Origin of the sequence: Pseudodonghicola xiamenensis DSM 18339, assembly GCF_000429365.1 — a bacterium.
Taxonomy (GTDB): Bacteria; Pseudomonadota; Alphaproteobacteria; order Rhodobacterales; family Rhodobacteraceae; genus Pseudodonghicola; species Pseudodonghicola xiamenensis.
On sequence record NZ_AUBS01000002.1, the window covers coordinates 87,088 to 111,914 of the forward strand.

The 24,827-nt window shown below is 66.1% G+C and carries 24 protein-coding genes; 11 read left to right on the forward strand and 13 right to left on the reverse strand.

The genetic code is table 11. From position 1 onward, the window contains the following. Positions 1-14: 14 nt before the first annotated feature. Positions 15-707, forward strand: a complete 693-nt coding sequence (locus G455_RS0103290; protein WP_035366058.1) for a hypothetical protein — start codon at positions 15-17, stop codon at positions 705-707. A 4-nt stretch (positions 708-711) separates the two neighbouring features. Here G455_RS0103290 and G455_RS0103295 read toward each other — a convergent pair whose 3' ends face one another. After that, positions 712-1,266 (reverse strand): tetratricopeptide repeat protein, encoded by a 555-nt coding sequence (locus G455_RS0103295; protein ID WP_028092372.1) that lies wholly within the window; start codon positions 1,264-1,266, stop codon positions 712-714. Between the two features lie 322 nt (positions 1,267-1,588). Here G455_RS0103295 and G455_RS0103300 point away from each other — a divergent pair, with 322 nt between their 5' ends. The 5 genes from G455_RS0103300 to G455_RS0103320 all read left to right on the forward strand — a co-directional run bounded on the left by G455_RS0103300 (position 1,589) and on the right by G455_RS0103320 (position 8,297). Continuing rightward, a complete protein-coding gene (locus tag G455_RS0103300; RefSeq protein ID WP_028092373.1) occupies positions 1,589-2,746 on the forward strand; it encodes an acyl-CoA dehydrogenase family protein in 1,158 nt (385 codons plus the stop codon). 253 nt (positions 2,747-2,999) lie between these two features. Continuing rightward, complete coding sequence (locus tag G455_RS0103305; RefSeq protein WP_028092374.1) at positions 3,000-4,208, forward strand: acetyl-CoA C-acetyltransferase; 1,209 nt, start codon at positions 3,000-3,002, stop codon at positions 4,206-4,208. 14 nt (positions 4,209-4,222) lie between these two features. Continuing rightward, the gene (locus tag G455_RS0103310; protein ID WP_028092375.1) at positions 4,223-6,388 is read left to right on the forward strand and encodes a 3-hydroxyacyl-CoA dehydrogenase NAD-binding domain-containing protein; all 2,166 of its coding nucleotides are present in this window, start codon (positions 4,223-4,225) and stop codon (positions 6,386-6,388) included. Next, the gene (locus tag G455_RS0103315) at positions 6,385-7,512 is read left to right on the forward strand and encodes a CaiB/BaiF CoA transferase family protein (protein WP_028092376.1); all 1,128 of its coding nucleotides are present in this window, start codon (positions 6,385-6,387) and stop codon (positions 7,510-7,512) included. The genes G455_RS0103310 and G455_RS0103315 overlap by 4 nt, the downstream gene beginning before the upstream one ends. A gap of 11 nt (positions 7,513-7,523) precedes the next feature. Then, on the forward strand, positions 7,524-8,297 hold the full coding sequence (locus G455_RS0103320) for an enoyl-CoA hydratase/isomerase family protein (protein WP_028092377.1): 774 nt from the start codon (positions 7,524-7,526) through the stop codon (positions 8,295-8,297). A 129-nt stretch (positions 8,298-8,426) separates the two neighbouring features. Here the strand turns inward: G455_RS0103320 and mobA are convergent, their stop codons facing one another. Then, positions 8,427-9,038 carry a molybdenum cofactor guanylyltransferase MobA gene (gene mobA, locus G455_RS0103325; RefSeq protein WP_028092378.1) on the reverse strand — a complete coding sequence of 204 codons (612 nt, stop codon included), beginning with the start codon at positions 9,036-9,038 and terminating at the stop codon, positions 8,427-8,429. A 161-nt stretch (positions 9,039-9,199) separates the two neighbouring features. Between mobA and G455_RS0103330 the strand changes: the two genes are divergently transcribed. Beyond that, positions 9,200-9,916, forward strand: a complete 717-nt coding sequence (locus tag G455_RS0103330) for an AzlC family ABC transporter permease (protein WP_028092379.1) — start codon at positions 9,200-9,202, stop codon at positions 9,914-9,916. Beyond that, a complete protein-coding gene (locus G455_RS0103335; RefSeq protein WP_084436979.1) occupies positions 9,913-10,287 on the forward strand; it encodes an AzlD domain-containing protein in 375 nt (124 codons plus the stop codon). Before G455_RS0103330 ends, G455_RS0103335 begins: the two co-directional genes overlap by 4 nt. 25 nt (positions 10,288-10,312) lie before the next feature. Here the strand turns inward: G455_RS0103335 and G455_RS0103340 are convergent, their stop codons facing one another. The 4 genes from G455_RS0103340 to G455_RS0103355 form a co-directional block, all read right to left on the reverse strand. Then, positions 10,313-10,966 carry a hypothetical protein gene (locus G455_RS0103340; RefSeq protein ID WP_028092381.1) on the reverse strand — a complete coding sequence of 218 codons (654 nt, stop codon included), beginning with the start codon at positions 10,964-10,966 and terminating at the stop codon, positions 10,313-10,315. Between the two features lie 90 nt (positions 10,967-11,056). Further along, positions 11,057-11,191: an aa3-type cytochrome c oxidase subunit IV gene (locus tag G455_RS0103345; RefSeq protein ID WP_028092382.1), complete on the reverse strand. Its 135-nt coding sequence runs from the start codon at positions 11,189-11,191 to the stop codon at positions 11,057-11,059. A gap of 63 nt (positions 11,192-11,254) precedes the next feature. Next, complete coding sequence (locus G455_RS0103350) at positions 11,255-12,316, reverse strand: MBL fold metallo-hydrolase (RefSeq protein WP_028092383.1); 1,062 nt, start codon at positions 12,314-12,316, stop codon at positions 11,255-11,257. Between the two features lie 4 nt (positions 12,317-12,320). After that, positions 12,321-14,036 carry an acyl-CoA dehydrogenase gene (locus G455_RS0103355; protein ID WP_028092384.1) on the reverse strand — a complete coding sequence of 572 codons (1,716 nt, stop codon included), beginning with the start codon at positions 14,034-14,036 and terminating at the stop codon, positions 12,321-12,323. A gap of 131 nt (positions 14,037-14,167) precedes the next feature. Here G455_RS0103355 and G455_RS0103360 point away from each other — a divergent pair, with 131 nt between their 5' ends. Beyond that, positions 14,168-15,115, forward strand: a complete 948-nt coding sequence (locus G455_RS0103360; protein WP_028092385.1) for an L-threonylcarbamoyladenylate synthase — start codon at positions 14,168-14,170, stop codon at positions 15,113-15,115. Positions 15,116-15,147: 32 nt separating this feature from the next. Here the strand turns inward: G455_RS0103360 and G455_RS0103365 are convergent, their stop codons facing one another. Continuing rightward, positions 15,148-15,705 (reverse strand): YqgE/AlgH family protein, encoded by a 558-nt coding sequence (locus tag G455_RS0103365; protein ID WP_028092386.1) that lies wholly within the window; start codon positions 15,703-15,705, stop codon positions 15,148-15,150. Positions 15,706-15,917: 212 nt separating this feature from the next. Here G455_RS0103365 and G455_RS0103370 point away from each other — a divergent pair, with 212 nt between their 5' ends. Next, positions 15,918-16,757, forward strand: coding sequence for a protein-disulfide reductase DsbD domain-containing protein (locus G455_RS0103370; protein ID WP_028092387.1), 840 nt, complete (start codon positions 15,918-15,920; stop codon positions 16,755-16,757). Position 16,758: 1 nt separating this feature from the next. After that, positions 16,759-17,184 (forward strand): NUDIX hydrolase, encoded by a 426-nt coding sequence (locus G455_RS0103375; RefSeq protein ID WP_308434065.1) that lies wholly within the window; start codon positions 16,759-16,761, stop codon positions 17,182-17,184. On the opposite strand, the gene G455_RS0103380 is transcribed toward G455_RS0103375, so the two are convergent. From G455_RS0103380 to G455_RS0103405, 6 genes are all read right to left on the reverse strand, one after another. Next, positions 17,175-20,576, reverse strand: coding sequence for an efflux RND transporter permease subunit (locus G455_RS0103380; RefSeq protein ID WP_028092389.1), 3,402 nt, complete (start codon positions 20,574-20,576; stop codon positions 17,175-17,177). The two genes, G455_RS0103375 and G455_RS0103380, sit on opposite strands and share 10 nt — an antisense overlap. A gap of 3 nt (positions 20,577-20,579) precedes the next feature. Beyond that, positions 20,580-22,043, reverse strand: coding sequence for an efflux RND transporter periplasmic adaptor subunit (locus G455_RS0103385; protein ID WP_028092390.1), 1,464 nt, complete (start codon positions 22,041-22,043; stop codon positions 20,580-20,582). Positions 22,044-22,144: 101 nt separating this feature from the next. Next, positions 22,145-22,690, reverse strand: coding sequence for a molybdenum cofactor biosynthesis protein B (moaB, locus tag G455_RS0103390; protein WP_028092391.1), 546 nt, complete (start codon positions 22,688-22,690; stop codon positions 22,145-22,147). 3 nt (positions 22,691-22,693) lie between these two features. After that, positions 22,694-23,317, reverse strand: a complete 624-nt coding sequence (locus tag G455_RS0103395) for a LysE family translocator (protein WP_028092392.1) — start codon at positions 23,315-23,317, stop codon at positions 22,694-22,696. After that, complete coding sequence (locus G455_RS0103400) at positions 23,314-23,913, reverse strand: metallophosphoesterase family protein (RefSeq protein ID WP_028092393.1); 600 nt, start codon at positions 23,911-23,913, stop codon at positions 23,314-23,316. The genes G455_RS0103395 and G455_RS0103400 overlap by 4 nt, the downstream gene beginning before the upstream one ends. 16 nt (positions 23,914-23,929) lie before the next feature. Then, positions 23,930-24,712, reverse strand: coding sequence for a uracil-DNA glycosylase (locus G455_RS0103405; protein WP_028092394.1), 783 nt, complete (start codon positions 24,710-24,712; stop codon positions 23,930-23,932). Positions 24,713-24,827 lie beyond the last annotated feature (115 nt).

Sequence of the window (24,827 nt, forward strand, 5' to 3'; positions counted from 1 at the left end):
AAAGGATATCGCCGATGATCAAGGCCCGTTGCCATCCCGCGCTGGAACCGATCCTGCCGAAACCGATGGAGGCCGGCCGCGCCCTGCCCGACTGGCTGCGCGACATGCCCTCGGAGGTGGCGGCCCCCAGCCTCGGCGGCGAGAGCGTGCGCACCTTGAAGCATTGCCCGCCGCTGATCGACGCCCTGTCGCTGGGCGTGCTGATCCCGCTGGCGACCGATCTGAGCTTTGCCGAGGGCGAAGTGTCCTGGGACTGGGCGCCGCCGGTGCTGGAAGACGCGCGGATCAGCCGGGCACCGATCGGGGTGCATGTGCCGGAGCAGACAATGGGCGCGCCGTTTCGGATGGCACCGGGGCTGATCCTGAAGTTCATGAACTTCTGGACCCTGGAGGCGCCCGAGGGTTGGTCTCTCCTCTTCACCCATCCGCTGAACCGCGAGGATCTACCGTTCCGCACCTTGTCAGGAGTGGTCGACTGCGATCTCTTCCGTGACGGATATGTGCATTTCCCGGCGCTCTGGCAGGAGGCGGGGTTCACAGGCATCCTGCCCGCCGGCACCCCGGTGGCGCAGGTGATCGCGCTGCCGCGCGGGGCGCAGGGGCTGGAGACGGGGGTGATGGACCCCGCTGAGGTTGCCGCCAATCGCGCGGTGCAGACGGAGCTGCAGGAAGCGCGCGGCATCTATCGCCGACGCTTCCGGCACTGAGTGCTCAGGGCAGCTGCAGGGGTAACGTGCCTTTCGCGGTCTGCACCAGCGTCTTCAGGGCCAATGCCCGCGCCTCGGGCCGCGCGAGAAGCGCCGCGAGCAGATCGGCTGCCTCGGCATCCCCTGCTTCGGCTGCGGCGTGATAGAGCGCGGCATCGGCCTCCGGCTCTCCGGCCAGGGGAGCCCAGATCGCGCGGGCGCGGGTGAAACCGCCCCGCCGCAGCAGCACCCGGCCGAGGTTGCGCCGCGCGTCCATATCCCCGGGCACCAGTGCCAGCGCCCGATCGAAGCCACGTTCGGCACTGGCGAAATCCTCGGCCAGCAGGGCGGCGCGGCCCAGTTCGAACCAGGCGCGCGCATGGGTTGGATCAGCACCGGTGGCACGGGCAAGCCAAGTCATTGCCGGTGCCGCGCGGCCCTGTTCCAGATAAACCTTGCCGAGGTTGTAGAAGATCGCGGCTCCCGCGCCTCTGGCCCGGGCGGCGCGTTTCAGCACCGCCTCTGCCGCCGCCCAGTCGCCCGCCGCCAGCAGCGCGGGCAGTTTTTCCAGACCCGCCATCACGTGCCCTCACCTTGTTCCGATCACCGCAGGATAGTGCCCCAGCAGGACAGATTTGTCATCGGGCTCCCCTACTCGGATCTGGGTGAACCTCTCCGCGCTATGCCGCCCTGCCGGCGCGGATCATGGCCGATCTTGGCGACGACGGAAGAAGCGGCGTGGATAAACCGGCCGGTTTTCACTCAACCGGGCACGAGGCGGCCCCCTCCGGACCAGAAAAGTGACGTCGCGACGTCACGTTTCCACGGCGAATGGTCGATTGCCTTTGCCACCGCCGCCCGTAGTCTCTGCCGCAACGGAGGATGAGAGGGAGGAGCCAATCATGAGCCTTATCACAAAGACGTCTGCCTGGGCGCAGGACGAACACCACATGTTCGCCGATGCAGTGAGCAAATTCTACGATGCGGAACTGGTGCCTCATCTGGAGCGCTGGGTCGATCAGGGCGTGGTCGACCGCGCGTTCTGGAGCAAGGCGGGCGAGGCCGGCATCATGTCCGGCGCCATCGCCGAGGAATACGGCGGCGCCGGTGGCGGCATCGGCTTTGACGCGGTCACCGTCTACGAGCAGGGCGCGCGCGGCGATTCCGGATGGGGCTTTTCGATCCAGTCGATCGTGATGCACTATCTGGTGGCCTTCGCCACCGAGGAGCAGAAGCAGCGCTGGCTGCCCAAGCTGGTCACCGGCGAGATGGTCGGCGCCATCGCGATGACTGAACCCGGCACCGGATCGGATCTGCAGGCGGTGCGCACCAGTGCCGAGAAGGACGGCAATTCCTATCGGCTGAACGGTTCGAAGACCTTCATCACCAACGGGCACACCGCCGATCTGATCATCGTGGTCGCCAAGACCGACAAGACCGCAGGCGCCAAGGGCGTGTCGCTGATCGCGCTGGAGACCGAGGGCGCCGAGGGCTTCCGCCGAGGTCGCAACCTCAAGAAGCTGGGCATGAAGGCCAACGACACCGCCGAGCTGTTCTTCGAGGACGTCAAGGTGCCGATGACCAACCTGCTGGGCGGCGAAGAGGGCCAGGGGTTTTATCAGCTGATGCGGCAATTGCCCTGGGAGCGGCTGCTGATCGCGTTGACCGCGCTGGGGGTGATCGACTTCGCCATCGCCGAGACGGTGAAATACGTGCAGGAGCGCAAGGCCTTCGGCAGCCGGGTGATGGATTTCCAGAACACCCGCTTCAAGCTGGCCGAGGCCAAGACCAAGGCGGAACTGCTGCGCAGCTTCGTCAACGACTGCATCACCCGGCTCGAGGCCGGAGAGCTGGATGCCGCCACCGCCTCGATGGCGAAATACTGGGGCAGCCAGGTCCAGAACGAGGTAGTGCATGAATGCCTGCAGCTGTTCGGCGGCTATGGCTTCATGATGGAATATCCCATCGCGCGGCTCTACGGCGACAGCCGGGTGCAGATGATCTATGGCGGCACCAACGAGATCATGAAGGAACTGATCGCCCGCTCGCTCGATATCTGAGATCGTCGCGCGCCGTTACGTCACCAGCGGCGCGCGCCGTTGACAGCCTTTGCCCCCGCTGATCAACTTTTCCGCGAAAGAGACGGGGCGCGCAGCCCCCGGCGGAAAGGGAGGCCGCCGAGATCGGTGGGCGCGGGGAGAGGCGTCCGCAGCGCAGGGCATGCCCCGCCGCCAGACAGTTATCAGACCGCAATCAGACAGATGTGCCCGTTTCAGGGCCGGGCCCAGCGCCCGTTTCGGAGGAGACCCGCCAATGACCGAAGCCGCCTATATCTATGACGCCATCCGCACGCCCCGATCGAAGGGCAAGCCCGATGGCTCCCTGCACGAGGTCAAGCCCATCGACCTCGTCACCACGCTGCTGACCGAGATGCAGCAGCGCCATGATCTCGATACCGCGCGGGTCGATGACGTGATGATGGGCTGCGTCACCCCTGTGATGGAACAGGGCGCGGTGCTGCCGAAGATCGCGCTGCAAAAGGCCGGCTGGGACGAATCCGTGCCCGGCGCGCAGCTGAACCGCTTCTGCGCCTCAGGTCTCGACACCTTCAACACGGCCGCTGCCAAGATCGCCTCTGGCTGGGAGGACATGGTCTGTGCCGGCGGCTATGAAAGCATGTCGCGCGTTGCCATGGGCGCCGACGGCGGCCCCTTTGCCGAGGATCCCGGCACCTCGATCCAGACCGGTTTCGTGCCGCAGGGGATCGGTGCCGACCTGATTGCCACCCTTGGCGGCTGGGACCGCGACGCTGTCGACGCCTTCGCGCTGGAAAGCCAGAAGCGTGCGGCGCATGCCCGCGATTCGGGCTGGTTCGACCGCTCGGTCGTCACTGTGCGGGACGAGAACGGCATTGCCATTCTCGAGCGGGACGATTTCATCAAGCCTGGCACCGACATGCAGAAGCTCGGCGCGCTGAAACCCTCCTTCGCGGGACCGGGTGCCATCGGCTTTGACGCGGTGGCGCTGGCGAAATACCCCGAGGTCGAGCGGATCAACCACGTCCATACTCCCGGCAACTCCTCGGGCATCGTCGACGGCGCCTCTCTGGTGCTGCTCGGCAACGAACGTGCCGGCAAGGATCTGGGGCTGGAGCCGCGCGGCCGCGTCGTGTCGATCGCGCTGACGGCGACCGATCCCACCATCATGCTGACCGGGCCGGGCCCCGCGTCGCAAAAGGCGCTGGCCAAGGCGGGGCTGACCATCGACGACATCGATCTCGTGGAAATCAACGAGGCCTTCTCCTCGGTCGCGCTCAGGCTGCAACGCGATCTGAACGTGCCGGACGAAAAACTGAACGTGGTCGGCGGCGCCATTGCCATGGGCCACCCGCTGGGCGCCACCGGCGGTTGCCTGGTTTCGACCATGCTGGACGAACTGGAGCGGCGCAATCTGAAGCGCGCGCTGATCTGCATGTGCGTCGGCGGCGGCATGGGCATCGCCAGCATCATCGAGCGCGTCTGAGGGAGGGGAAACAGATGAGCGACTACACCTACGGCAACGATTACCACTATGACCGCGACGCCGACGGCATCGTCACGGTGACGCTGGACATGGCGGGGCAATCCGCCAACACGATGAACACCCGCTATATCCCGATGATGAACGAAATCCTCGGCCGGCTGCAGTCGGAAGAGGGGTTGGCCGGCGTCGTCATCGCCTCGGCCAAGAAGACCTTCTTTGCCGGCGGCGATCTGAACGGGCTGCGCGCCATCGAACGCGCCGATGAGGACAGCTTCGCCCGGTTCGAAGCCAACAAGGCCCCCTTCCGCGTGATGGAGAAGATGCAGGTGCCCTTCGTCGCCGCGATCAACGGCGCGGCCCTGGGCGGCGGCTATGAAATCTGCCTGGCCTGCAACCACAGGGTCGTGGTGGACGATCCCGCCGCCGTGGTCGGCCTGCCGGAAGTGACGCTGGGCATCCTGCCGGGCGCCGGCGGGGTGGTGCGGCTGACCGCGCTTCTGGGGCTGGAAAAGGCCCTGCCCTATCTGCTGGAGGGCAAGCCGTCGAAACCGCAGGCGGCGCTGAAGGAAGGCATGGTCGACGAGATCGTCGCCAGCCGCGACGATCTGATCCCCGCCGCCAAGGCCTGGATCAAGGCCAACCCCGAGGCCTGGCAACAGCCCTGGGATCAAAAGGGCTTTCGCTATCCGGGCGGTGACGCGCTCAGCCCGCGGGTGCGCCAGACCATCATGGCCGCGCCCGCCATGCTCTACAAGAAGACCCGCGGCCTAATGCCGGCACCGGCCAAGATCCTCGACATCGCGGTCAACTCCATGCGGATGGGGTTCGAGGCCGCGCTCAGGATGGAAAGCCGCGGCATCTGCGCGCTGGCCGTGACACCCGAGGCGAAGGCGGCGATCAACACCTTCTTTTTCGGCAATCAGGCAATCAAGTCCGGCAAGATCCGCCCCGAAGGCCCGGCCTGGACGGTGGAACGCGCCGCCGTGCTGGGCGCCGGGATGATGGGTGGCGGCATCGCCTGGGCGCAGGCGCTGGCCGGGCTGCCCACCGTGCTGAAGGACACCGATCTAGCCAAGGCCGAAAAGGGCAAGGCCTATTCGCAAGCGTTGGCCGACAAGCGGGTGGCACGCGGTCGGATGAGTGAAGCGACGCGCGACGCACTGCTGGCGCGGATCACCCCCAGCACCGAGGACGCCGATTTCGCCGGCGTCGATCTGATCATCGAGGCGGTGTTCGAGGATATCGACCTGAAGGAAAAGGTCATCGGCGCCAGCTTCGGGCAACTGTCGGAAAACGGCATCTATGCCTCCAACACCTCGACCCTGCCGATTTCGGTGCTGGCGGAATTCTGCCCCGATCCGACCCGCTTCATCGGGCTGCATTTCTTCAGCCCGGTCGACAAGATGAAGGTGGTCGAGATCATCCTGGGCAAGAAGACCAGCGAAGAGACCCTGCGCAAGGCCTATGACTATGTGCGCCAGATCGGGTACATGCCCATCGTGGTGAACGACAGCCGGGGGTTCTTCACCAGCCGTGTGTTCTCCACCTATCTCGACGAGGGCATGGCGCTGATGCGCGACGGCATGTCACCGGTGGCCATCGAACGCGCCGCCTGGCTGGCCGGCATGCCGGTGGGGCCGCTGGCGGTGCATGACGAAACCTCGCTGGTGCTGTCCCAGAAGATCCGCAAGACGCATGAGGCGCTGGACAAGCGGCTGGGCGTCGAAAAGGGCATGCCGATCGACATGGAGGCCAGCAATGCCGTGGTCGACGCGATGCTGGATCAGGGCCGTGGCGGGCGCCATTATGGTGGCGGTTTCTATGACTATGCCCCCGACGGCAGCAAATCGCTCTGGTCCGGACTGTCACAATTCGCCACGGGCAATGGCGGCGTCTCGGTCGGCGAAGCGAAGGAGCGGCTGCTTTATCGCCAGGCGATCGAAACCCTGCGCTGTCTGAACGAAGGCGTGCTGAACACCGAGGTGGAGGCGAACCTTGGCGGCATCTTCGCCATCGGCTTCCCACCCCATACCGGCGGCGCGATCCAGTTCATCCGCGGCATCGGCATCGACGCCTTCGCCGCCCGCGCGGCAGAGCTGGCCGAGCGCTATGGCGACCGTTTCGCAATCCCCGAAGGGGCGCTGGACCGGCTGCGCAGCCCCGAGGCCAAGGCCGCATGAGCGGGCCGCTCAAGGGCCTGAGGGTCATCGAGATGGAGGGGCTGGGACCGGCCCCTCTGGCCGGCCAGTTCCTCGCCGATCTCGGGGCGGAGGTGATCCTGATCACCCGCACATCCCGCCCCGCCGATCCGGCCGACATCAACACCCGCGGCAAACGATCCGCTGCGCTGAACCTGAAGACGCCGGAAGGGGTTGAGGCGGCGCTGGCGCTGATCGCCCGCGCCGACGTGCTGATCGAAGGCTTCCGCCCCGGGGTGATGGAGCGGATGGGACTGGGCCCCGAGGTCTGCCAGAGCCGCAACCCGGGGCTGGTCTTCGCCCGCATGACCGGCTGGGGGCAAGAGGGGCCGATGGCCCAGATGGCCGGGCACGATATCAATTACCTCGGTCTCACCGGGTTCCTGAACGCCACCGGCCGCGCCGACGACGTACCGACGCCGCCCCTGAACATCGGCGCCGATTACGCCGGCGGCACCATGTTCCTGCTGTTCGGCATCATGGCGGCGCTGTACGAACGGCAATCCTCCGGCAAGGGACAGGTGGTGGATGCGGCGATGGTCGACGGCGCCTCTGCCCTGATGGCGCTGATCCACAGCTGGATCGCCCGCGGTCACTGGAGCGAGGCGCGCGAGGCCAATCTGCTGGACGGTGGCGCCCCCTTCTACCGCTCCTATGCCTGTGCCGACGGCAAGTTCCTGTCGGTCGGCCCACTGGAGCCGCAGTTCTTCGCCGAACTGGTGCGGCTGGCGGGCTTGCCCGAGGATCACAAGGCAACCCAGATGGACGCCCGCCAATGGCCGGCGCGCCGGGACGCCTATGCCGATGTCTTCGCACAAAAGACCCGCGACGACTGGATGGCGATCTTCGACGGAACCGACGCCTGCGTCGCCCCGATCCTGAGCTGGTCCGAGGCGCCGACCCATCCGCATCTGGCGGCACGCGGCACCTTCTTTACCCGGGACGGCGTTACCCAGGCGGCGCCGGCGCCACGTTTCGACCGTACGCCGACGGATACCCCCGGCCTGCCGCCGACACCTGGCGCCGATACCGAGGCCTTGCTGGCCGAGGCCGGGTGCGACGCCGACATGCTCGCCCGCCTGCGCAACGCGGGCGCCCTGACCTGAAAGACACGCCCATGACCGACAACCTGCTGAACCTGAGCCGCGACGGCGCCGTCGCCACCCTGACCCTGACCCGCCCCGAGGCAGTCAACGCACTGAGCACCGCGCTTCTGGCGGCGCTGCGTCAGGCCGTCGATGACGTCGAAAACGATCCGGCGCTGCGCGTCGTCATCCTGCGCGGCGAGGGCCGCGGTTTCTGTGCCGGCGCCGATCTGACCGAGGGGCTGCAGCCACCGGTGCATCAGCGGCTGGAGGCCAACTATCGCCCGATCTTCACCGGCATCGCCGCCTCGTCGAAAATCTGGATCGCGCAGGTCCATGGCGTTGCCGCCGGCATCGGCGGGGCGCTGGCAATGAACTGCGATCTGGTAACCATGGCGGAAGATGCCTCGATCTACATGGCCTTCGCCGCCATCGGCCTGATCCCCGACGGCGGCACCTTCTGGTTCCTCGAACGCGCCATGGGCCCGCGCCGGGCCCTGCAGGCGATCCTGGAGGGCCGCCGCATCCCGGCAGACGAAGCGCTGGACCTGGGGCTGGTCAATTCCCTTCATACCCCGGAGGCGCTTGCGGTCGAAACCCGGGCAATGGCCGAGCGGATCGCCGAGGGCGCGCCCCTGGCGGCAGCGGCGGCGAAACGGGTGATGCGCCGCACCGACAGCCTGTCATATGGCGAGACCTTCAGCGCCGAGGCGATGGAGCAAAGTGCCCTTGCCCTGAGCCAGGACTGTGCCGAGGGCGTCGCCGCCTTTCTCGCGAAACGCAAGGCACAGTTCACCGGGCGCTGAGGCCGTGTGCGCCGGGATGGCCCGCACCGCCGGGTGAGCGCCTTCGACAATAGCAGAGCCCGTGATCGGACGGTTGCGCCGCGACCGTTGCCATCTGCCCAACCGCCCATGGCGAAGCGGCTGCCCCGCTCACCGCGCCAGGATCGCTTCGGCCCTGGCCAAATCCTCGGGCGTATTGATGTTGAAGAAGGGGTCGAGCCCGGGAGCGGGAAATTCAGCCACCTGCGCGCCCTGTTCCCGTGCCCAGAGCCGCACCTTGCGGGTGCCCGATGCCAAGGCCTGCCGCAGGGCGTCGCGCAGGGAAACCGGCCAGAGGCCAAAGGTCGGCTGCAGATGGACCCCGCCGGCTGCGCACGACGCGGCCAGCGCCAGCGGAGCTGCCCCCCCTTCCGCCGCCAACAGAAGCCGAGGCACCAGATCGCCCGGAAAGAATGGCGTATCGGCGGCCACGGTGACGATGCTGTCGCCCCCCTGCGCCGCCGCCCAGTCAAGCCCGGCCAGCACCCCGGCCAACGGCCCCGGATGCCCCGCCACGGGATCGGCAAGAACCGGCAGGCCGAAGCTGGCAAAGCGCGCCGGATCGCCATTTGCATTGAGTGCGAGCCCCGCCACCTGCGGTTCGATCCGATCGACCACATGCGACAGAAGCGGCCTGCCCGCGAGCGGCAGCAGCGCCTTGTCGCCGCCGCCCATCCGGCTGGCCAGCCCCCCCGCCAGGATCACCCCAAAGGGTTGTTGCATACGCTCCACCTTTCCCGCAGACGCCCGTAAAATTCGGATTTTCCGGACAATCTTCTTTGAGCGAAAATTGGCGCGGCGTCACCTGGCGGGCCCGGCCGCCCGAAGCAATTGCATCGCCCACCGATCGTCTATAGGCCGGAACCATAACGCAAGGAGCGATCATGTCATCCCCCCGCGCATCCGCATATTTCTGGAAAGGCTTTCGCGACGGCACCCCTTTCATCTTTGTCGCGGGTCCCTTCGGCCTGCTGTTCGGCGTGCTCGCCGCCGAGGCCGGGCTGAAGCTGGTCGAGACCATGACATTGACCGCCACGGTCTTTGCCGGGGCGGCGCAATTCACCGCACTACAACTGATGAAGGCCGACACGCCGACGCTGATCGTGATCGCCTCGGCGCTGGCGGTGAACCTCAGGATGGCGATGTATTCGGCCTCGCTCACCCCGTTCATGGGGGCGGCGCCGATGTGGCAACGGGCGCTTGCCGCCTATCTGATGGTGGATCAGTCCTATGCGCTCTCCATCGTCAAATTCGAAACCGAACCGAAGCTGACGGTGCCGCAGCGGATGGGCTATTTCTTCGGCTCGGTCACTCCGGTGGCGGTCGCCTGGAACCTGATGACATTGCTGGGCGCTCAGGTTGGCGGGAGCATTCCGGACAGTTTCGCGCTGGATTTCGCCATGCCAATCGCCTTTCTCGCCATGGTGACGCCGATGCTGCGGACCCCGGCGCATCTGGTCGCGGCGGCCGTGTCGATCACCATCGCGCTGCTCACTGCCGGACTGCCCTATAACCTCGGGCTGATCGTGGCCGGGCTTGTCGCGATGATGGCCGGCGCCCGGACCGAACTGGTGTTGCGTCGCAGGGGGCTGTGGACATGACACCGCCCGAAGCATCAGCCCTTGGCGATACCGCCGTGGCCGCCGGTTTCGCACCGCTCACCATCTGGTCGGTGATCCTCGCGCTCGCGCTCGGCAGTTTCCTGCTGCGCTTCGTCTTCATTGGCTTCATCGGCGACCGCCCGCTGCCGGAATGGCTGCTGCGCCACCTGCGCTACACCGCCGTGGCGGTGCTGCCGGCGCTGGTAGCGCCGCTGGTCGTCTGGCCGCCCGCAACCGGCGGGGAGCCGGATCTGGCGCGGCTGGCGGCAGCGGCGGTGACCATCGTGATCGGCTGGATCAGCCGCAACGTGCTGATCGCGATCTTCGCGGGGGCCGCCACGCTTTATACCCTGCTTTATCTTCTGGGCTGATTCTGAACTGATTCTGGACTGAGGCTTATTCCGTCACGGCCACAGGCACCAGCGTCCCGGCCTTGGCTTCTGCGGTCAGACGGGCGTTGTTCTTCGCCAGCCCCTCTTGCAGATCGCCACTGTCGTTCTCGTACAGCTCTTCGGTCTTCACACCCGGAAACTGACCGAACTGCTGCGCCAGCTTGGTGGGATAGAAGGTGGTCCGAATGCCTTCGAACCCCGGGATCTGTCGCAGCAAGCTCGAAGTCGCATTGGCGCAGAAGGCCTGCGACACCGGACCGGCCTTCAGCGCCAGGCGATATGCGATCTCGGCCTGGGCCGGGCTGACCTGGATGGTCTGCACCACCACATGGTGGGTGCTGCGTGCATGAGACGACCGATAGGCATGCTCAACCGCCGGGGTGATGCCGAACAGCACATCGTTCCGCTCGGGCACGACATCGGCATAGAAGGACCCGGCGGGATCGAAGATCACCCGCTCCGACGCGTTGATCATCAGGGAACTGTGACCCCCGGCCCCGGTGCGGTTGTTCACCATGGTATAGAGCGTCAGCGTCTTCGGCCCCGCGTCACGATAGGAAACCGAGGCAACGGTGGCATCATCGGCATAGGGGCGTTTATGGGCAACGCAGCCAGCAACCGCCAGCAGCGCGACGGAGAGGAGAATAGCACGAAACACGGGAAATCCGGGCTCCTGAATATCGGGAACAAAAAGGAAAACACCGACCCAGCAGGAGATCGGCGCAAACGGCCAATCGGCGCGAATGGATCAGGTCATGAAGACCGCCATGAACACCGCCAGCAGTGCCAGGACGACAACTGCCCAGACGACGAATTTGACAAAGCCCTCATAGGTCTTGGTCTGTGCGGTGATATCCATCGTGCCGTGCTTGAACTCAGCCATGGGACCCCCATCCTGTCAAGAAACCATCGTTTGCCTTATGGATACCCAATTCGGCCCCCGCTGTCACTCGTTTCCGACCTCTTCAAGACGCTGATAGACCCAGGCACCATCGTCGCGGCGACTCCGGCTCACCTGGCCGCTGAGATAGAGGTGATTGACATGTGACACCGCCTCGACCAGCGCCAGCCCGTATTCACCGGGGCCGATGGTCCGCTTGAACAGTGGAGGGAAACACTCGGCGGCGCTGCGGGGCTGCTCCAGATGTTTCAGCAGGCGCTTCAGCGCGCTGTGGTGATTCTGGATCAGTTGCGCCATCCTGAGCGGCAGGCCGACAAAGGGCATCTTGTGACCACCAAGCGCCAGTTGCCCGGGCCGGGCCAGCGCTGACAGCCGTTCGCAGGCGGCCAGCCATTCGGCCAGGGGATCGGCCAGGGGTTCGGTCGCATGCACACCGATATTCGGGCTGATCGACGACAGGATCTGATCGCCGGTCAGCACCAGATCGTCATCGAGGCTCCAGAAGGTCGCATGTTCCGGCGCGTGGCCATCGCCCATATGGACCGACCAGCGCCGCCCGCCCATGCGGATGGTGTCGCCTTCCTTGACCCGGGTGTAACCCAGCGGCAGCGGCGCCACCACATCGGCAAAATTGAAGGGCCGTTCCGCCTTGCGCTGCGCCAGGATCTCAGGGTCCATTCCGGCGCCGCGATAATAGGCCTCGGTCTCGGGCGGCATTTGCTCCTGCACGTCGAGCGTCAACATGCGCGCGAACAGCCAGGAGGTGCGCGAGGTCACCAATTCGGCACCGAAGTCGGTCTGGAACCAGCCGGCAAGGCCAATGTGATCGGGGTGGTGATGCGTCGCCACCACCCGCCGCACCGGCTTGCCCTTGAGCGGACCGGCCAGAAGGCCGGCCCAGATGTCGCGCGACTTTCGGGTGTCGAACCCGGTGTCGACCAGCGTCCAGCCATCGCCGTCATCCAGCGCATAGACATTGACGTGGTCCAGCTTCATCGGCAACGGCAGCCGCAGCCACAGAATCCCTTCGGCGACCTCAATCGCCTCGCCCGGCGCGGGCGGTTCGTCCCAGGGATATCTCAGCGTGCGCGGCGGCTGCGCGTCCATCGCCTCAGCCCCGTTCGAGATCGTCGCCGCTCAGCGCATAGAGTCCCTCTGCGCCGGCCTGAGCATAGGCCAGAAGCGAGGCATGTTCAGGCAGCATGCGCTGGATGTAGAACTCGGCCAGCTTGGCATGCGCCCCTTGCGGATCGGCCAGCGCGGCGACCAGATGGTAATGGCCGCCCAGCACCCGGGCAAAGCCCTTGAGATAGGGAACAGCCCCGGCAAAGCGGGTGTTCATATCCTTCTGCGAGGTCAGCCATTCGGTGGCTTCGCGCAGGGTCTCGGCCGCCTGCCAGACGGCTTCCGCCAGTGCCGGCATCGTCCCGCGGGCGCGTTCGGCCTGATCCTGGATTTCATCCAGCAGGCGTGAGGCGGCCTCGCCCCCGTCCATCATCTTGCGGCCGACAAGGTCCATCGCCTGAATGCCGTTGGTGCCCTCGTAGATCGCGGTAACGCGCACGTCGCGGTAATATTGCGCCGCGCCGGTTTCCTCGATGAAGCCCATGCCACCATGCACCTGCACGCCGGACTGAGCCACCGAGATACCGGTATCAGTGCCGAAGGCCTTGGCGATCGGCGTCAGCAGCGCGGCCCGGGCGGCCCATTCGGGCTCGGCCGTGGCGGTCTGCATGTCGATGGCAACCGCGCAGGACAGCAGGATCGCCCGGGCGGTAAACACCTCGGCCTTCATCTCCAACAGCATCCGACGCACATCGGCGTGATCGACGATCATGCCGGCCCCCTCGACCGGCGTCCGGCCCTGCCGACGTGCCAAAGCATAGGCCACAGCATGCTGATAGGCACCTTCCGCCGCGCCGACACCCTGACCGCCGACGCCGAGCCGGGCGTTGTTCATCATGGTGAACATTGCCGCCATGCCGCCGTGTTCGGGGCCGACCAGCCAGCCGGTGGCACCATCGTATTGCATCACGCAGGTCGGCGAGCCGTGCAGACCCATCTTGTGTTCCAGGCTGACCACCTTCAGGCTATTGGCCTTGCCCGGGTTGCCGTTTTCGTCCGGCAGGAACTTCGGCACCAGGAACAGCGAAATCCCCTTGGTCCCCGGCACCCCGTCAGGCAGCCGAGCCAGCACCAGGTGGCAGACGTTTTCGGTGATGTCGTTGTCACCCCAGGAGATGAAGATCTTCTGCCCCGAGATCGCGAAGGTGCCATCACCATTCGGCACAGCCTTGGAGCTGAGCGCGCCAACGTCGGATCCGGCCTGCGGCTCGGTCAGGTTCATGGTGCCCGACCACTCACCGCTGATCAGCTTCGGCAGATACAGCTCCTTGATCGCGTCCGAGGCGTGATGCGCCAGCGCCTCGATCTGGCCCTGGCTCATCAGCGGGGCAAGTTGCAGCGACAGGCAGGCGGCGCTCATCATCTCGTTGACACTGGTGGACAGCGTCATCGGCAGACCCATACCGCCATATTCCTCGGGCGCGCTCATGCCGATCCAACCGCCCTCGGCAATCGCCTTGAAGCCTTCGGAAAAGCCGGGGCTGGTCCGGACCACGCCGTTTTCCAGCTTGGCCGGATGCAGATCCCCATTGCGGTTCAGAGGCGCCATCACCTCTTCGCACATCTTCCCGGCTTCTGAGAGGATCGCTGTCACCACATCGTTGTCGGCTTCGGCGAAACGCTCGGTCTGGGCAATCTGGTCGTACCCCACAACGTTGCGGAGCAGGAATTCATATTCGGAAACAGGCGCACGATAAGGCATTTGCGTTCTCTTGTCTGCGCGGCGCCTGATCTGGCGGGCTTGGCTTCCACCGGCGGCACCGCTATGGCTCAACCTGCGAAGATACCTAACCAGCCCCCACGTGCAAGCAACCGAAACGCGGCGTCAAAGCCATGCCTGAAAAAGAAACCCTGCGCCTCACCCCGAGACAGGAAGATATCGAGCGGGCAGCAGCGCTGCTGCGCGCCGGCGAACTGGTCGCCTTCCCGACTGAGACAGTCTACGGGCTGGGCGCGGATGCCTGCAACGGCACGGCGGTGGCCGGCATCTATGCCGCCAAGGGCCGGCCCAGCTTCAACCCGCTGATCGCGCATTTTCCCGATGCCGAAACCGCCCGGGCCTATGTCGAATGGCCCGATCTGGCCGAGCGGCTGGCGGCGGCCTTCTGGCCCGGCCCGCTCACTCTGGTGCTGCCCCTGAAACCCGGCCACGGGATTTCCGAACTGACCACGGCCGGGCTCGACACACTGGGGGTAAGGGTGCCGGCGCATCCGACGGCGCAGAAGCTGCTGCGCGCCTTCGGCGGCCCGGTGGCCGCTCCCTCGGCCAATCCGTCAGGTCGCATCAGCCCCACCACGGCGGACCATGTGCTGGCCGGCCTCTCCGGCAGAATCGCGGCTGTGGTGGATGACGGCGCCTGCCCGGTGGGGGTGGAATCGACCATCCTCGGCCTGGTCGAGGCCCCGGTCCTGCTGCGCCCCGGCGGGATCGCGGCAGAGGCAATCGAAGCACTTCTGGGCGCCCCGCTGCCGCACCAGGCCGGCGATGCGGCGATCAACGCCCCGGGACAGCTCCGGTCGCATTACGCACCCAAGGCCAGCGTCCGGCTGAATGCCGAGGCGCCGGAGCCCGGAGAGCTGTTTCTGGGCTTCGGCCCCCGCGACGGGGATCTGAACCTATCGCCCGCCGGCGATCTGGCCGAAGCGGCCGCGCATCTCTTCGGTTATCTGCATGCGCTCGATGCCCGCGGCGCCCCGATCGCGGTGGCGCCGGTACCGGAACAGGGACTGGGCGCGGCGATCAACGACAGGCTGCGCCGCGCGGCAGCACCGCGAGATTGACCATATCCGACTGAAAACAGCCGCAGCGGTTGTCAGGCCCGCCCGGCGCAGGCCGACAGCGTCAGAGGATCCACTCCCAACGTGCGCAGCGCGGCCTCCCATTTGGTGGCATCGGCCGGATCGAAAATCAGCGCCGGATCGGCCTCTGCGGTCAACCAGACATTCATCGCGATCTCGTCTTCCAGTTGCCCCGGCCCCCAGCCGGCATAGCCCAGCGTCAACAACGCCCTGCCCGGCCCTTGTCCGCCCGCGATATCCTCGAGCACATCCATCGTCGCAGTCATGCGGAACTGGTCCGAAACGACCATCGAATGCAGGTTCGCCTCATAATCCGCCGAATGCAGCACAAAGCCCCGGGCGGTTTCGACCGGGCCACCGAAATGCACCGGCATGCGACCGTACTCGGGCACCGACGCCTCGATCTTGAGCTGTTCCAGCAAATCCGCCAACCGCAGATCGGGCGCGGGCTTGTTGACGATCAACCCCATCGCGCCGTCCTTGCCATGGCTGCAAAGGAAGACCACAGCCCGATCAAATCGCGTGTCTCCCATCCCGGGCATGGCGATCAAGAGTTTACCTGTCAGGTCCATCGGCAAGCGGTCCCGAAATGATCAAATCCTTACCATCGTAACATGGTCTTCCCGCGCAGTGGGCGCAAGTCCGCTGCGTCACAGCTTCGTGAAAGGAAAAATCCGCCCCGATATCGTTAGATAGTGTTTCAGAACCGCTTGGAATCCACCGCCTTACACGCCATTTAATGAATATGTTCAATTTTGCTTCCAGATGTCTGATCGCCAAGTTTATGGCACCGAAACTTTTGACGGTCTGCGCCGCCAGCCTGCTGTCGATGGCACCGCTGCCTGTGGTTCCTTTTGCCGCTGGCCCAGCACTGGCTGTCCCCGCCACACTGAAGGATCTGGTCCGGATCGAGGTGCTCGACGGAGGCCAGACCAAGCGCGGAACCTATATCGCCGCCCTGCGGCTGACCCTTTCGGACGGATGGAAGACCTATTGGCGCGCCCCTGGCGAGGCTGGCATCCCCCCCAGTTTCGACTGGCGAGGATCGCGTAATCTGGGCGATGTGGTGATCACCTGGCCAGCGCCAGAGGTGTTCGAGGCCAATGGGCTCAGGACCATCGGATACAAGCACCAGCTTGTCCTGCCGATCGAGGTGACACCGGCGAAACCGGGTCAACCCGTGCGGTTGAAAGGCACCATCGACTTCGGCCTTTGCAGCGATGTTTGCATTCCCGGATCGCTCGATTTCGATCATCAGATCGACCCTGCGGCCGGGCGCAATCCGGCGATCGTCGCCGCCCTGGCCTCGCGGCCCTATTCGGCGCAGGAGGCCGGTGTGCGCGCGGCAACCTGCCGCCTGTCCCCCAGCCCCAGCGGGCTGAAGGTCGAGGCGCGGATTACCATGCCTTCGACCGGCGGTCAGGAGCTCGCGGTCATCGAATCGGGCACCCCCGGCATCTGGGCCACGGAAACCGAAAGCCGCCGCCAGGGCGATACGCTGATCGCCTCGACCGATCTGAGCAGCGACAACGGCGGCGCCTTCGCGCTGAACCGTTCGGCGATTCGGATCACCGTTCTGGGCACCAACCATTCGGTTGACATCCGTGGCTGCGACGCGGGCTGAGATGATGCAGCAAACCCCCAAACTTGGAGCCATTGCCGTGGTCGTGCGCGATGGTCAGGTGCTGCTGGCCCGACGCAAGAAAATGCCCGATGCCGGACTTTGGGGCTTTCCCGGCGGCCATGTCGAACCGGGTGAGACAGCACTTGAGGCCGCCCGTCGCGAGCTTTTGGAAGAAACCGGCCTGTCGGCTCGGGCCGTCGATTACCTGACCTGCATCGACGTGATCCACAAGGATGCCCAAGACCGCGTTCTGGTGCATTACCTGCTGGCCGCCGTCCTTTGCACCGATGCCAATGGTCTGCTCAAGGCCGCCGACGATGTGTCTGAAGCCGCCTGGTTCCCCTGCGATCAGGTCCGCGCCGGCGATCTGGCGATGTCCGCCCAGGTCGCCGAGGTGATGGACCTGGCGATCCTCCGTCAGGGCTGAGCCCGGCGCGCGGCGCGCCCATAGGCAAGCCCCGCCACCAGATTGGCCAGCGCCAGGATCACCAGCGCCCCCGCCACGAAGACCAGCAGCGCCACCAGCATCGGATCCGCGCCCCCAAGGTGCGGCAGGACGCGGGCCAGAGGACCGGGCAAGGCCCCCTCGACCAGCACCCAGCCCATGGTCGCGACCAGCCAGAGCCCCATCGCCGCCGCCGTGCCGGCCACTGTTCCCTTCACCGCCCGGTTCGGGCTGAAGACCGAGCGGCGCAGCGCCGTCAGCGGCCGCGCGATATCCTGCTGGATCGCGACCAGTGCCGGCACCACCAGCAGCACCAGAACCATGCCGAAGCCCAGCCCGTAGACCAGCGTGATCACCGTCGGTTTCAGGAATTGCGCCTGCTGCGAGGTTTCGTAGAGCAGTGGCGCCATGCCCAGAACCGTGGTCAATGTGGTCAGCAGCACCGGCCGCAGCCGGTCCGCAGTCGCATCGACGATCGAGGGGATCAACCCGCGGTCGCGGGCATATTCGTCGATGGTCGACACCAGAACAATGGAATCGTTGATGATGATCCCGGTCATGCCCAGCAGGCCGACAACGGTGAACATCGCCATCGGAACGCCCCAGATATAATGCCCCCAGACCGCGCCCACCATGCCGAAGGGGATCACCGCCATCACCACCATCGGCCGAGTCCAGCTTTCGAAGATCCAGGCCAGCACCAGATAGATCCCGGTCAGGCAGAGGATCAGCCCCGCTTTCGCGTCGCCGAGGAATTCGCTTTCCTGTTCGCTGAGACCGCCCAGCCGCCATTCCACCTGCCGTTCTTCGGCGATCCTCGGCAAGATCTCGTCGCGCAGCAGGTTCTGAATCTCGGTCGCGCGGGCCGGGTCATCTTCGGAAATATCGCCGGTCACGCTGATCACCCTGAGCCCGTTTTCGCGCCGCACGGTGGAAAAGCCGGTACGCTGTTCGACCGTCACGATATCGGAAAGCGGCACATAGGCCCCGGCCGGCGTCCGCATCTGCATACGGTCGAGAAAGTCGGCGCTCAGCTCTGCCTCTGGCAGTTCGACACGAATCGCGGCGCTGCGCGGCCCGTCGGGATAGGTCGCCGCCTCGATCCCGTTCAGCCGGTGGCGCAGAACGCTGCTCAGCTCCTCCATGGTGAAGCCCAGCGCCTGCCCCTGCGCAGTCAGATCGAGAACCAGCTCTTCCTTGTCATAGGACAGGTTGTCCTCCACCGCCGAGACCTCGGGGAAACGCATCAAGGCCGCCTGCAAATCCTGGCTCGCCCCCTTCAGCGTCCCGACCTCGGCGCCATAGAATTGCACATCCAGCGCGTCGCCCCCCGGCCCCGAGCGCCAGCCGCGAAAGCTGAGCAGTTCGGTCATCGGATGACGGCGCACGGCATCTTGCAGATCGGCCACGAAGGCAAAGCTTGAATAAGGTCTCAGATCCGCGTCGATCAGTTCGATGCTGATCCCCCCCAGCAGGTCGGGATCCTTGGTATCGGCCCCCTCCGGCGCCCGCCCGGCACTGCCGCCGATCTCGGCCATGACGAAATCCAGCGGGTTGCGGCCATAGCGCGCCTCGTATTCCTTGGCCAACGCCTCGGTGGCGCGCTGCACCTCTTGCATCATTGCCAGCGTATCGGCCCGGCTCGCGCCTTCGGACATGATGAAATTGCCGGTGACCGATCCCCGCTCCGGCGCGTTGAAAAAGCGCCATTTCACATCCCCGCGCAGGAACAGGGCCGCCTGGCTGGCCAGCAGCACCACAGCACCGGCAACCACCAGATACCGGCCCCGCACCACCAGGGCGATAAGCTGACGGAACAGATGATCACGCAGCCAGCGAAAGCCGCGGTTCACCACCCGGCTGGGAATATCGTACCAATGCGCCTTTTCGGAATGCGCCAGCGCGTGGCTCATGTGATTGGGCAGGATCAGGAAACATTCCACCAAGGACGCCAGCAGCACCATGATCACGGTGAAGGGAATATCCTTGATCATATCACCGAAGCGGCCACCGATCGCCGACAGCCCGAAGAAGGCGATCACCGTCGTCGCGGTCGAGGCGACGACCGGCATCGCCATGTGACGCGCGGCATTCTCCGCGGCCTGAACCGGATGCTCCCGCAGATGGCGTGATCGGAAATCCGCGTGTTCGCCCACCACGATGGCATCGTCGACCACAATGCCCAAGGTGATGATCAGGCCGAACAGGCTGATCATGTTGATGGTGATGCCGAAAACATACATCAGCGCGATCGCCGCGAACATCGAGGCCGGGATACCCGCCGCGACCCAGAAGGCAGTGCGTGCGTTCAGGAACAGGAACAGCAGCACCACCACCAGCGCCAGCCCCATCAACCCGTTGTCGATCAAGATGTTCAGCCGGCCGGTGATCGCCTCGGCCCGGGTGCGGATCAGCTGGGCAGTGACCCCCTTGGGCAGGCTCGCCTGCATCCGTGCGACCACCTCTTCGACCTGCTGCTGAATCTTGATCGCATCCCCCGCATCCGAGCGATCGACCCGGATCGACATCGCCGGATCCTCACCGACGAAATAGGCGCGGGCACGGTCCGTGCCCTGGACCCGCACCCAGGCGACATCACCCACCGTCAGGGTCGAGCCATCCGCATTCGACCTGAGCACAACCCCCGCCAATTCCTCGGCGCTGCGCTTCTCGGTCCCGGTGCGCACCCGGGCATTGGCGCCGGTGACATCGCCGGCGGGGTTCGTCGACACCTCGGCCGCGATCACCGCGGCAATCCGAGCCATGGTCACGTCATGTTCGATCAGCGCCCGCGCCGGCACCTCGATCAGCGTTTCCGGCGCGGCGACGCCGCGAATGGTGGTGCGGGTGACGCCGACCTCGAACAACCGCGCGACCAGTTCATCGGCAAACTGGCCAAGCTGCTCGGGCGCCACCGGCCCGGCGATCACCACATCGGTCACCCGATCCCGCCAGACGCCGCGGCGAACCAGCGGTTCCTCGGCCTCCTCGGGAAGGGTGGTGATCGCATCGACCGCCGCCTGCACATCGTCCTCGGCCCGGGACATGTCCCAGCCAGGTTCGAACTCCAGCGTCACCGTCGCCAGCCCCTCGCTCGAGACCGAGGCGGTGCTGTCCACCCCGTCGACCGTCATCAGCGCCGGTTCCAGCACCTGCACGATGGCACCATCCACATCTTCGGGCCCGGCCCCTTCCCATTCCACCTTCACGGTGACGGTATTGACCACCACATCGGGAAAGAACTGCGCCCGCATGTTGGGAATTGCAGCGATCCCTGCCACCAGCAGGATCATCAACAGAAGGTTTGCCGCCGTGCGGTGACGGGTGAAATAGCTGAGCAGCCCGCCAACCCGACCGGAGAGATCGCGGATCATGGCTCAGCCCCCCATCCGGGCTTCGAGACGTTCGACAAGTTGCGCCGGCACCCGAGGCGCGCCGAGTTGCGCCAGTGTCTGCTTCCGCACCGGCTCGGGCATGGCCGGATTGCTCTCGACAAAGGCCAAAAGCCGGGCCCTGCGGTCTTCGCTCAGCTCCAGCAGGGCGGTATCCTCGGGCGCAATCTCCGCCCGGGCATCCTCACGCAGAGGCCGGACCAGGATGCCTGGCCCCAGAAGCGGCGTGCGGCCGATCACCACCTCGCGCCCTGCAAGCCCGTCGCCACGCAGCAAGACGCTGTCGCCCTGACGCCGGACCAGCTCCACCGGCAGCGCCTCGAGACGGTTGCCCTCGCCCAGGACCAGAACGGTGCCCCCGGCATCAAGCGCCGAGGCCGGCAGGCGGGCGACATTGTCGATCGCCGGTTCCTCGACCGAGACAGTGACAAAGTCGCCAGGCTTGAACCCCGGCGCCAGATCGAGCCGGGCATAGAGCAACCGGCCGCTCTGCCCCTCTCCGACCGCTGCGCTGTCACGGCTGATCCGCCCCCGGGCACTGAGCGCGGCGCCATTGGCATCGAGCGTCACCGTCACCGGGGCCGAAATCAGCGTGCCCGCGCCGGTCAGCAGCCGCGTGTATTGTGCGGTGGAGATGCGGAAGGCGACCTCGAGCGCTTGCGGGTCGATCAGCTCGGCCAATTTCTCATTCGCCGACACCAGCCGCCCCTCCACCAGGGTGACGCCCGAGAGCACGCCGGAAAACCCGGCGCGGATCGTGGTATCGGCAAGCTCCCGTTCGGCTTCCTCCAGCGCCAGCCTGGACCGCGCGATCTGCGTCACCGCCTGATCGCCGCGCGCCTCGGCCTGCGCCACGGCAAGACGCCGCGACAGCACCGCCTGCCGCGCGGCGGCCAGCGCCAGCTCCGCCTCTTCCGCGGCGGCGGCGGAGCCGACACCGCGCTGTTGCAGCCCCTGCTGACGGTCATAGGCCCGCTGGCGCAGATCCTGCTGCGCCTTCGCCGCCTCCAACTCGTCGCGAGCCAGGGTCAGCGCGCGCGCGGCATCGCGCTGCTCTGCCTCGGCATCCATCAGATCGCTTCTGACGCGGTCGCGGGCAGAGGTCGCATCGGCCGGGTCAATCCAGACCAGATCGGCACCTTCGGCCACCGCGCCACCTTCGACGAAAGTCTCCGCCAGCCAGATCACCCGGCCGCCAACGGCGGCGCGCAGTTCCAACGTCCGGCGGCTTTCGACCTGACCATAGGCCTCGAGCACCGGGGTGACGGTTTCCATCCGGGCAGGACGAAGGTTGACCGCAAAGACCCGCTCGCGCGGTTGCGGCGGGCGGGGCGCGCTGGCCATCCGCGTCTCGATCGCCCCCATGACAAGCTGGCCGGCATAGATCAACAAGGCAACGACAACCGACGCCAAGAACAAGCCCAGAAGGCTTTGCCGCAAGAACCGCATTCCCACCCCTTTCCGCGCAGCATGGCTGACGCACAACCTACCCCGTCCCCTCCAGATGCCAAGCGGCAGAGAGCACTTGCGAGGTTATACGCGCGGAATGATCATTTCCGTCGCTGATTTTCAGTCAGGCGCGGCAAAATCTCGACGAAATTGCACGGCCGATGCCGATAATCGAGCTGATAGGCCAGGATTTCATCCCAGGCGTCCTTACAGGCGCCGGGGCTACCGGGCAGAGCAAAGAGATAGGTGCCCCCCGCGACGCCGCCGGTGGCCCGCGACTGCACCGCCGAGGTGCCGATCTTCTGCATCGAGACGATGGTGAAGATGGTGCCGAAGGCGTCGATCTCCTTCTCATAGACATCGCGATGCGCCTCGACCGTCACGTCGCGCCCGGTCAGCCCGGTGCCGCCGGTCGAGATCACCACGTCGATTTCGGGATCGGCGATCCAGACCCGCAGCTGATCGGCGATCCGATCGCGTTCGTCGGGCAGGATTTGCCGCGCGGCCAGCTTGTGGCCGGCCTTCTCGATCCTGTCGACCAGCACCTGGCCCGATTTATCCTCGGCAAAGGTCCGGGTGTCGGAAACTGTCAGCACCCCGATGCGGACCGGGATGAATTCCTTGCTTTCGTCGATAAGATCGACCATGGCTCAGGCCCTTTCCAGAATGGCAAGCCGCAGTGCCAGCGCGGCGAAGATGGTTCCGCTGATCCGGCCCAGCCAGCGGCCGGCAGCCGCAGAGCCAGCCAGCCAGCGGCCAGCGCCCCCGGCGAAGATACCGACGGCAGAATTGACGACAAAGCCGCCCAGCCCCAGCACCACACCGAAGACCAGGAATTGCCCCAGCACCGAGCCCGCCTCGGGGCGGACGAATTGCGGCACGAAGGCCAGCACGAAAAGGATCACCTTGGGATTGGTGAGATTGACCAGCAGCCCGGCGCGAAAGGCCCGCATCGGCGAGAAGGCCGGCCGATCCGACCGTGCCGCGTGACCGCCGCGAAACGCGCCCCAGGCAAGATAGAGCAGATAGCCCACCCCGACCCAACGGATCACATCGAACAGCGCCGGCACCGTCGCCACAACGGCGCCCAGCCCTAGCCCCGCCAGCACCACATGCACCATGCCCCCGACAGAAATCCCCGCGCTGGCGGCCACCGCCGCGCCACGCCCCGACCGCAGCCCCTGGCCGAGGCAGAACATCATATCCGCACCGGGGGTGACGTTCAGCGCCAGTGCGGCGGGCACGAAGGCCAGCAGGGTGACAGCGTCGATCATTCCCCCACCTCGAACCAGGTGCCGGCGGGGCCGAGGTTGACCACCTCGGTTCGGCCGATCTGGCCGCGTTCGCCCCAGCAATCGTGGATATGACCGCAGAGCGCCAATTGCGGCTGCAGCCGTTCGATCGCCGCACGCACGGCGGTGGACCCGACCGAAAGCCCGGTCGAGGTGCGGTCCGCCACGCCCTTGGGTGGCGAATGGACGACCAGCACGTCAACGGCATCACAAGGGGCGAGCAGCGCCTCGGCGGTCTCCTCGGTCACGTCCCAGGACCAATCGCCAAAGGGCGCCGGCGGCACCGCGCCGCCCAGACCGAACAGCCGCAGGCCGCCGATCTCCAGCTCTTCGCCGTGCAGGACCGGAACCGAAGCGGGCGCCGCAGCGCGCAGTTCCTCGGCGCTTTCGTTGTTGCCGGGCACCAGCACCATCGGCGCGGCGATCCCCGCCAGAAGCTGCATCGCCTGATCCAGCCCTTCGCGCATGTTGCAGAAATCCCCCGCTCCGATCACCAGATCGGCATCGGCACTGGCCGCGACCAGATCGGCGGCAGCGCGGCGGGCAAGGTGCAGGTCGGAAAAGGCAAGGATCTTCATGTCTTTCAACTCTCGTTCAGCTTTGATTCAGACGCGCGCGCAATTCCAGCAGATCGGCCCAGGCCTGACGCTTGGCCGAAGGCTGGCGCAACAGGTAAGCGGGATGGAACATCGGCAGCACCGGCTTGCCCATCGCCTGATCCCACTGGCCATGCAGCCGGGTGATGCCGCGTTTCCCAAGCACCGCCTGACACGAGATATTGCCCATCAGCACGATCAGCCTGGGATCGCTCAGGGCCACATGGCGTTCCAGGAAGGGCTTCATCATCGCGATCTCCTCCGGTCGGGGATCGCGATTCTGCGGCGGCCGCCAGGGCAGCACATTGGTGATATAAACATTTTCCTTGCGCGACAGTCCGATGGCGGCAAGCATCCGGTCCAGCAATTGCCCGGCGCGGCCAACGAAGGGGAGCCCCTCGCGGTCCTCGTCACGCCCCGGCGCCTCGCCGATGATCATCACCGGCGCCCCGCGCACCCCATCGGCAAAGACCAGATTGCGCGCGCCTTTCTTCAGATCGCACTGATCGAACCCGGCCATCGCGGCCTTGAGCGCATCGAGATCCGCCGCCCCCGCCGCCGCGGCGCGGGCCAGAGCAACAGGATCGGGGCCCTTCGGCTTGGCCGCCGGCGCCATCTGCCCCGGCTGGGTCGCCGCGGGCTGTTGCTTGGCCGCAGGGCGCTGATGATCGGGCAAGTCGTATCGGTTCACCGGCTGATCGCCGATGGCATCCGTGGCGCCAAGCTCGATCTGCCACTCCAGCAACGCCTTGGCAGTATGATAATCAATTCCCGATTCCATGCTCGGACCCTAGCGCGGAAACCCGCCCCCTGAAACCGCAATACCGGGTTGCATGGCGCCACACGATGTTGCCCCGCACGCCCGGGCTTTCTATAAGCAGCGCCAGCAGCACAGC

What these genes read in the sequence shown, in the direction of transcription:
- G455_RS0103290 (WP_035366058.1), top strand. Translation starts at nt 15, where the DNA reads ATGATCAAGGCCCGTTGCCATCCCGCGCTGGAACCGATCCTGCCGAAA.
- G455_RS0103295 (WP_028092372.1), bottom strand. Translation starts at nt 1,266, where the DNA reads ATGGCGGGTCTGGAAAAACTGCCCGCGCTGCTGGCGGCGGGCGACTGG.
- G455_RS0103300 (WP_028092373.1), top strand. Translation starts at nt 1,589, where the DNA reads ATGAGCCTTATCACAAAGACGTCTGCCTGGGCGCAGGACGAACACCAC.
- G455_RS0103305 (WP_028092374.1), top strand. Translation starts at nt 3,000, where the DNA reads ATGACCGAAGCCGCCTATATCTATGACGCCATCCGCACGCCCCGATCG.
- G455_RS0103310 (WP_028092375.1), top strand. Translation starts at nt 4,223, where the DNA reads ATGAGCGACTACACCTACGGCAACGATTACCACTATGACCGCGACGCC.
- G455_RS0103315 (WP_028092376.1), top strand. Translation starts at nt 6,385, where the DNA reads ATGAGCGGGCCGCTCAAGGGCCTGAGGGTCATCGAGATGGAGGGGCTG.
- G455_RS0103320 (WP_028092377.1), top strand. Translation starts at nt 7,524, where the DNA reads ATGACCGACAACCTGCTGAACCTGAGCCGCGACGGCGCCGTCGCCACC.
- mobA (WP_028092378.1), bottom strand. Translation starts at nt 9,038, where the DNA reads ATGCAACAACCCTTTGGGGTGATCCTGGCGGGGGGGCTGGCCAGCCGG.
- G455_RS0103330 (WP_028092379.1), top strand. Translation starts at nt 9,200, where the DNA reads ATGTCATCCCCCCGCGCATCCGCATATTTCTGGAAAGGCTTTCGCGAC.
- G455_RS0103335 (WP_084436979.1), top strand. Translation starts at nt 9,913, where the DNA reads ATGACACCGCCCGAAGCATCAGCCCTTGGCGATACCGCCGTGGCCGCC.
- G455_RS0103345 (WP_028092382.1), bottom strand. Translation starts at nt 11,191, where the DNA reads ATGGCTGAGTTCAAGCACGGCACGATGGATATCACCGCACAGACCAAG.
- G455_RS0103350 (WP_028092383.1), bottom strand. Translation starts at nt 12,316, where the DNA reads ATGGACGCGCAGCCGCCGCGCACGCTGAGATATCCCTGGGACGAACCG.
- G455_RS0103355 (WP_028092384.1), bottom strand. Translation starts at nt 14,036, where the DNA reads ATGCCTTATCGTGCGCCTGTTTCCGAATATGAATTCCTGCTCCGCAAC.
- G455_RS0103360 (WP_028092385.1), top strand. Translation starts at nt 14,168, where the DNA reads ATGCCTGAAAAAGAAACCCTGCGCCTCACCCCGAGACAGGAAGATATC.
- G455_RS0103365 (WP_028092386.1), bottom strand. Translation starts at nt 15,705, where the DNA reads ATGGACCTGACAGGTAAACTCTTGATCGCCATGCCCGGGATGGGAGAC.
- G455_RS0103370 (WP_028092387.1), top strand. Translation starts at nt 15,918, where the DNA reads ATGGCACCGAAACTTTTGACGGTCTGCGCCGCCAGCCTGCTGTCGATG.
- G455_RS0103375 (WP_308434065.1), top strand. Translation starts at nt 16,759, where the DNA reads ATGATGCAGCAAACCCCCAAACTTGGAGCCATTGCCGTGGTCGTGCGC.
- G455_RS0103380 (WP_028092389.1), bottom strand. Translation starts at nt 20,576, where the DNA reads ATGATCCGCGATCTCTCCGGTCGGGTTGGCGGGCTGCTCAGCTATTTC.
- G455_RS0103385 (WP_028092390.1), bottom strand. Translation starts at nt 22,043, where the DNA reads ATGCGGTTCTTGCGGCAAAGCCTTCTGGGCTTGTTCTTGGCGTCGGTT.
- moaB (WP_028092391.1), bottom strand. Translation starts at nt 22,690, where the DNA reads ATGGTCGATCTTATCGACGAAAGCAAGGAATTCATCCCGGTCCGCATC.
- G455_RS0103395 (WP_028092392.1), bottom strand. Translation starts at nt 23,317, where the DNA reads ATGATCGACGCTGTCACCCTGCTGGCCTTCGTGCCCGCCGCACTGGCG.
- G455_RS0103400 (WP_028092393.1), bottom strand. Translation starts at nt 23,913, where the DNA reads ATGAAGATCCTTGCCTTTTCCGACCTGCACCTTGCCCGCCGCGCTGCC.
- G455_RS0103405 (WP_028092394.1), bottom strand. Translation starts at nt 24,712, where the DNA reads ATGGAATCGGGAATTGATTATCATACTGCCAAGGCGTTGCTGGAGTGG.